General features: G+C 47.4%; 10 protein-coding genes and 1 tRNA gene. All 11 read right to left on the reverse strand.

Going from position 1 to position 6029, the window contains the following annotated elements:
• The coding region (locus PGX78_RS05550; protein WP_270445802.1) for a translation initiation factor IF-2 N-terminal domain-containing protein at nucleotides 1–225 on the reverse strand (225 nt) is incomplete at its 3' end.
• 19 nt (nucleotides 226–244) lie between these two features.
• Entirely contained in the window at nucleotides 245–553 is a 309-nt protein-coding gene (locus tag PGX78_RS05555) for a L7Ae/L30e/S12e/Gadd45 family ribosomal protein (RefSeq protein ID WP_006942077.1), read from the reverse strand.
• Nucleotides 553–813, reverse strand: a complete 261-nt coding sequence (gene rnpM, locus PGX78_RS05560) for an RNase P modulator RnpM (protein WP_006942076.1) — start codon at nucleotides 811–813, stop codon at nucleotides 553–555. The genes PGX78_RS05555 and rnpM overlap by 1 nt, the downstream gene beginning before the upstream one ends.
• Nucleotides 814–822: 9 nt before the next feature.
• Nucleotides 823–1950, reverse strand: a complete 1128-nt coding sequence (gene nusA / locus PGX78_RS05565) for a transcription termination factor NusA (RefSeq protein ID WP_270445805.1) — start codon at nucleotides 1948–1950, stop codon at nucleotides 823–825.
• Between the two features lie 16 nt (nucleotides 1951–1966).
• Nucleotides 1967–2428, reverse strand: coding sequence for a ribosome maturation factor RimP (gene rimP, locus PGX78_RS05570; protein ID WP_270445807.1), 462 nt, complete (start codon nucleotides 2426–2428; stop codon nucleotides 1967–1969).
• Nucleotides 2429–2558: 130 nt separating this feature from the next.
• A complete protein-coding gene (locus tag PGX78_RS05575; protein WP_270445808.1) occupies nucleotides 2559–3212 on the reverse strand; it encodes a hypothetical protein in 654 nt (217 codons plus the stop codon).
• Between the two features lie 33 nt (nucleotides 3213–3245).
• A tRNA-Leu gene (locus PGX78_RS05580) sits at nucleotides 3246–3330 on the reverse strand.
• 7 nt (nucleotides 3331–3337) lie between these two features.
• Nucleotides 3338–3910, reverse strand: a complete 573-nt coding sequence (locus tag PGX78_RS05585; RefSeq protein ID WP_270445810.1) for a lytic transglycosylase domain-containing protein — start codon at nucleotides 3908–3910, stop codon at nucleotides 3338–3340.
• Between the two features lie 13 nt (nucleotides 3911–3923).
• The gene (gene coaE / locus PGX78_RS05590) at nucleotides 3924–4526 is read right to left on the reverse strand and encodes a dephospho-CoA kinase (RefSeq protein ID WP_270445812.1); all 603 of its coding nucleotides are present in this window, start codon (nucleotides 4524–4526) and stop codon (nucleotides 3924–3926) included.
• A 9-nt stretch (nucleotides 4527–4535) separates the two neighbouring features.
• The gene (mutM, locus tag PGX78_RS05595) at nucleotides 4536–5357 is read right to left on the reverse strand and encodes a DNA-formamidopyrimidine glycosylase (RefSeq protein WP_270445814.1); all 822 of its coding nucleotides are present in this window, start codon (nucleotides 5355–5357) and stop codon (nucleotides 4536–4538) included.
• Between the two features lie 9 nt (nucleotides 5358–5366).
• On the reverse strand, nucleotides 5367–6029 hold a 663-nt coding region (locus PGX78_RS05600), incomplete at its 5' end, for a DNA polymerase (RefSeq protein ID WP_270445815.1).

Genomic DNA, 6029 nt, shown 5'->3' on the forward strand with positions numbered 1-6029 from the left:
AGCTGCATTGCGGTGATTATCTCCGTTCGAGCGCGCTGCCGACTGTTTCTGCTGCGGTTGTGCCGGTTTGGAACCGCCTTTAAATGCTGTATCCAAGACGGCCTTCATCTTATCATCTACGCCCGTAAAATTGGACGCTTTTATATTTTTATTTGCCAAAGCCTGAATGACTTCTTTTGTCTGTACTCCGTATTCTTTTGCTACTTCAAATACTCTTTTCGTCATCTGGTTACCCCCTCCGTACTTATTCCATCTCCTGTACCGCCTTTATCATAGCTTCGGCAAAGCCCTTGTCGGTCACGACGATTACCGCCGTCTGTGAGCGCCCCAAGGCCAGGCCCAACTGTTCTTTCGAGTACGTTCGAATCATATCTATATGTTTACGTGTGCCGAATCGCACATATCGTTCTTCATTCGTAGGACCGCTGTCACTTGCCAAAAACAACAGGGCCGCTCCGTTTTTCTTTATTTGCTGCTCTGCAGCCTGAGCACCGCATACTGTCTTGCCGGCTCTATGTGCCAAACCGACGAGATTCAATACTTTGTCGCTCATTATTCCAACTCCTTACGGAGTTGATCATATATTTCTTCAGAAACGGCTTTTTTCAAAGACCGTTCCAACCGATGTTCTTTATACGCTTTTTCAAGACATGCCGGGTCGGCACAGACATACACGCCTCGACCCGATTTTTTGCCGGTCTTGTCGATTTCCACCGTATCTTCCGGTGTGCGAACAATCCGAAGTAATTCCTTTTTCGGCTTTTGCTCCTGGCAACCGACACAGACACGAAGCGGGATTTTTCTCATCTTCATGTCGGCCTCCTAGACTTCGTCTTCAACCGGCATGGAAGTCGCTTCATTATCGACTGCGTCGAATTCAGCCAAAATATCATCGTCTCCGGTAGCCACGTCACCGTCTTCGGCTTGACTTTCGCTCTTAATATCAATCTTCCAATTGGTGAGCTTAGCCGCCAATCTGGCGTTTTGTCCGGCTTTACCGATAGCCAGGGACAACTGGTAGTCGGGGACGACTACGACGGACGATTTTGCACCTTCATCAATCGTGACCGAAACAACCTGAGCCGGGCTGAGTGCGTTAGCAATGTATACTGCCGGATCTTCGTCCCACTTAACGATGTCGATTTTTTCGTTTTGCAGTTCCATGACAATGTTCTGCACCCGTGCACCTTTCGGCCCGACACAGGCACCGACGCAGTCCACGTTCGGATCGCGCGAGTAAACGGCAATCTTAGAGCGTTTACCCGGTTCGCGAGCCACGGAATGCAGTTCCACAACGCCATCGTAAATTTCGGGAACTTCCAATTCAAAGAGGCGTTTCAACAAGCCCGGATGCGTGCGGGATAATTGAATCTGCGCACCCTTAGGCGAATTCCTTACTTCAACTACATAACATTTAATTCGCTGTCCTACCGTGTATTCTTCCGTAGGAATCTGTTCCGAATAAGGCAATACGGCTTCAGCCTTACCTAAATCAATATATACGTTTTTTTGTTCAATTCGTTGAATAATGCCCGTAATGATATCGTCCGTACGGCCGTAAAATTCATCATATACAATATTTCGTTCCGCTTCACGAAGCCGTTGAATCATAACTTGTTTTGCTGCCTGTGCGGCAATACGTCCGAAGTTTTTCGGCGTCACATCTACTAAAATTTCATCGCCTTCTTCATATCCCTTGTCGATAGCTCGCGCATCTTCCACGGATATTTCATTTTCTTCGTCAGCTACTTCAGCCACAACCGTCTTGGGAGACACGATGCTGTAGTCGCCTGTCAACCGGTCTAAGCGCACTGTAGCGTTGGGGTTTCCGTCGTATTCCTTTTTATACGCCGTAATCAGCACGGCTTCCAAGGAATCACAGATGACATCGGCCGTAACGCCCTTTTCTTTAGACAAGTATTCAATGGCACTGAGCAGTTCTTTATTCACTGTTGCACAACCTCCGTTAAAAATCTATATGTAATCGTATTTGCGAAATATCCTTGCTGTCTATGGCCGCATCTTCTTCATCTATGAGAAGATGTACGACGCCGCTTTCATCCTTGCCGACAAGACGAGCCGTAAGGCTTTTAACTCCTTTGTAGGGTGTAAAAAAGTGTACATCCACATCGCGGTCCTTATAGCGAACAAAGTCTGTATCTTTCTTCAAAATACGGTCCAACCCGGGTGAAGAGACTTCCAACAAGTATTTATCCGTAATGGGATCTTTGACATCGAGAAATTCGGAGAGTTTTTCACTCACTGCCTGACAGTCCTCGAGGCCTACGCCGCCTTCTTTATCAATAAAGACACGTAAATACCAGTCCCGTTCCCGTACGTATTCGACATCGACGAGCTCCAAATCCGTTCCGGCAATGATTGTCTCTACTTCTTGTGAGACCAATTGTTCAATATCGCTTCGTTTCATTCATTTCACCAACTGTTCGTAAAAATAAGGTCCGCATAAAATTTGAGAGCGGGTTTCCACCCACTCTCAAAACAAAGTCCACAAATTACTTATGATTATACCACTTGCAATGAGTCCGTACAATGCGTAATTACTTTATCTGTCCGCGTACGTCGTCCAAAACGGAACGCAAATTTTCCGACAAAGCGGTGCGCAATTCATCTACCGTCTTACTGTCAAAATCGTGCACGAGATTGGGGAAATTACGTACACGCCGTTCTGCAAAAAAATCATCACGCAACAGGTTGTACATAATCGACAGTCCGCTGCGAGTCGATGCGTCATAATAGGCTACTACCATGTAAGAACCGTTAATAATCCGCACGGCCTCAGACGGCTCGATAATCCGCTCAAAGCCGGCGTACTCGAAGGGTAAGAGGTCCTGCCAGTCACCGTCGGGAACGCCCTTATTCGTTAAAATAACGGAAAAATCTTCCCGGCAGTGCACATAGTGAGTTTCAATAATATGCGGCAATCGCTTTTCGACCATCTTTGCAAAGGTCGCAAAATCGTCCGTTATAAACTCAATGAGCGTAAATTCCAGCATGCCGATATCCGTACGTACGGAAAAGTCTCCCGACCCGTTATGATACACGCCTTCGACGGTCCACCCCTTGCGTTCGTTTACATACGAAAAGACGACTGCGTAATCACCATCTTGAAGACTCGCTTCGGAGAAATCCTTCCGTAATATAAAATCTCCCACCTGAAGTGGGAGAGACGCATCCATATTCCATTGTTTCACTGTTTCGATTAATCTCTCGTCCATGAGTAAAAATGGTGCGGTTGGCGGGACTTGAACCCGCACGACCAAAGATCACTGCCGCCTGAAGACAGCGCGTCTGCCATTCCGCCACAACCGCCTGAAAACTAAAATTCATACAACTCTTTGTATTTCTCTTCGTTTTGCATTACTACTTTAACATATTCCCGCGTTTCTGAAAAGGGTATACTGTCGATCTCGGAAAAATTTTTATCCCAACCGTATTCCTTCATCCATTCGTCTACATGCCCGCGTCCGGCGTTATAAGCTGCCAGTGCCAACACCGTATTGCCGTCGTATTCACGCAGTAAGTAAGCTAAATACCAGGTACCCATGCGCAAATTCGTACTGACGTCATTAAGCATTTCGGGTCTAAAGCCGATCATACCCGTTTCTTCGGCAATCCACTCGCCCGTTTCGGGCATAATTTGCATGAGACCGCTGGCTCCGCGATGAGAAGATGCATTGTCCTTAAACTTACTTTCCGCCAAAACGACGGCTGCCACCAAGCTGGGACGCACACCGTTTACGCGAGCATATTCACGAACAATATAGTCGTATTCCAGAGGATATACCAAGGTACGCATAAAGGTCTGGCGCCACCCTGAAAAGTAAAATGCCGACAGGAGAACGAAAAAGACGGCTATGACAATTGTACCGGTTCTGCTTTTTCTTCTCACTGATGCCTCCGTTTTACAAACGCATTTGTAACCTTTCCCACAAAGAACGCACTTGCTCTTTTGTATCTTCCAAGGTTCCCGAATTATCGATTACCTGTTGAGCAAGAGCCTTTTTCTTATCGACGGGAATTTGCGAATGAATCCGTAACAGCGCCTCTTCTTTCGTATAGCCGTTCCGCTTCATTAAGCGGCTTAGCTGTACTTCAAAGGGCACGTATACAAGCCATACCTCGTCGACGTACGAGTCATATTTTACTTCATACAAAAGCGGCATGTCAAGAAAGACGACAGGCGTTACACCCTCTCTTTCAAGGCGCAAAAGTTCTTCATTCAGGGCCTCAAAAATAAGGGGAAAGAGGATATTTTCCAAACGTTTTTTCATCTCCGGATTCCTAAACACCAAATCGCCTATATAGACGCGATCCATGAACCCGTCCGCAGCTATTGCCTCTTTCCCGAAGGCTTCTTCAATTTTTGCAAGGCCCCGTGTTCCCGGTGCCACCACATCTCGGGCCTTCTTATCGCAGTCAATGACAAAGGCTCCCAATTCTTTCAACATATTCGTAACCGTACTCTTTCCCGTAGCAATGGAGCCGGTCAAGCCGATTCGATACATGTATGCCTCCTAGTGTTGACAGTGCGGACAATAGTGGGTGCCCCTGCCGCCCTGCTTTACGTATTTAATAAGGGTTCCGCACGTTTTGCACGGCGTTCCCTCACGGCCGTAAACGGCCAGATTTTCCTGATTTCCCCCTTCCCGACCGCTACCGTTGACAAAATCCCGAATCGTCGTACCGCCGTATTCAATGCCTTCAGCCAAGACGGTATGAATGGCCTTTGCCAGTCTCTGCGTTCGCTCCTTACCGACGTGATTGCAGCGACGCGACGGGCGAATGCCGGCAAGAAAGAGAGCTTCGTCTACATAAATATTTCCCAATCCGGCCAGAACGGTTTGATCAAGCAAAAAGGACTTTACAGTTCGCGACGAAGCTTTCATTTTTTCACGCAAATAATCAGCCGTAACCGCCGACGAATTAGCATCGGGACCGAGGTCGTCATAGCCGGAAATACCCGTCTTCTCACCCGGCTTTGCAAGCCACAGACAACCGAAGGTGCGTATGTCGCAATAGTAAAGAAGGCCCTTATCAAGGTGAAAGACGATATGAGCCGTCTTCGGCCTATTGTCACCTGCAGCGTCATAAATAAGACTTCCCGTCATACGCAAATGAACAAGTAAATCCGACGATCCGTCCGTACAAAGGCGCAAATACTTTCCTTTACGCCCCACAGCAGTAAAAGTACAGCCCGAAAGAGCCTTTGAAAATGCCTCTACCGTCGCATTTTTTATAAGACGCGGCAAGGTAATATCTATATGGGTAATCGTTCTTCCCGTCAATACGGGTTCCAAGGTCGCACGGACCGTTTCTACTTCCGGAAGTTCAGGCATGACGTTCTCCTACTTGGCTTCTTCCCAGTTCGTTCCCGTATGAATATCGGCGATAAGCGGTACCGACAGGGTAACGACTTCTTCCATCGTTTCTTTCAAAAGTTGTTCAATCGTTTCTTTTTCTTGTGCCGGCACTTCTAAAACCAGTTCATCGTGAACCTGTACAAGCATGCGGCTGTGCAGGTTTAGTGCTTCCAATTTTTTCTGAACCGCATTCATAGCCAGTTTGATAATGTCGGCGGCACTTCCCTGAATAGGCGTATTCATTGCCGTACGCTCTGCAAAGGAACGGCGCATAAAATTCTTACTGCTGATTTCCGGTAAGGTGCGTAAGCGACCGAACATGGTACGTGATTCGCCGGTGCGTCTTGCTTCTTCCACCAACCCGTTCATATAGTCATGAATGGTACTGTATCTGGCAAAGTACGATTCAATATATTCCTTAGCCCTATTGCGTGTAATCCCCAGATTTCGCGACAGGCCGAAATCGCTGATACCGTAAATAATACCGAAATTCACCGCCTTGGCATGAGAGCGCAGTTCACCGGTCACTTCGTCAAAAGGCACGCCGAAAACTTCCGATGCCGTTCGACGGTGAATATCCTGATTATGCTTAAAGCCGTCGATCATTGTCGGATCTTGTGACAAGTGAGCCAAAAGGCGCAGTTCTAT

This window comes from Megasphaera sp. AF13-6AC (assembly GCF_027685385.1).
Classification (GTDB): Bacteria; Bacillota; Negativicutes; order Veillonellales; family Megasphaeraceae; genus Megasphaera; species Megasphaera micronuciformis.

Bases quoted from the DNA above. Each gene is read 5' to 3' on its own strand.
- coaE (WP_270445812.1), bottom strand. From the start codon at position 4,526: ATGTATCGAATCGGCTTGACCGGCTCCATTGCTACGGGAAAGAGTACG.
- rnpM (WP_006942076.1), bottom strand. From the start codon at position 813: ATGAAGATGAGAAAAATCCCGCTTCGTGTCTGTGTCGGTTGCCAGGAG.
- rimP (WP_270445807.1), bottom strand. From the start codon at position 2,428: ATGAAACGAAGCGATATTGAACAATTGGTCTCACAAGAAGTAGAGACA.
- mutM (WP_270445814.1), bottom strand. From the start codon at position 5,357: ATGCCTGAACTTCCGGAAGTAGAAACGGTCCGTGCGACCTTGGAACCC.
- PGX78_RS05555 (WP_006942077.1), bottom strand. From the start codon at position 553: ATGAGCGACAAAGTATTGAATCTCGTCGGTTTGGCACATAGAGCCGGC.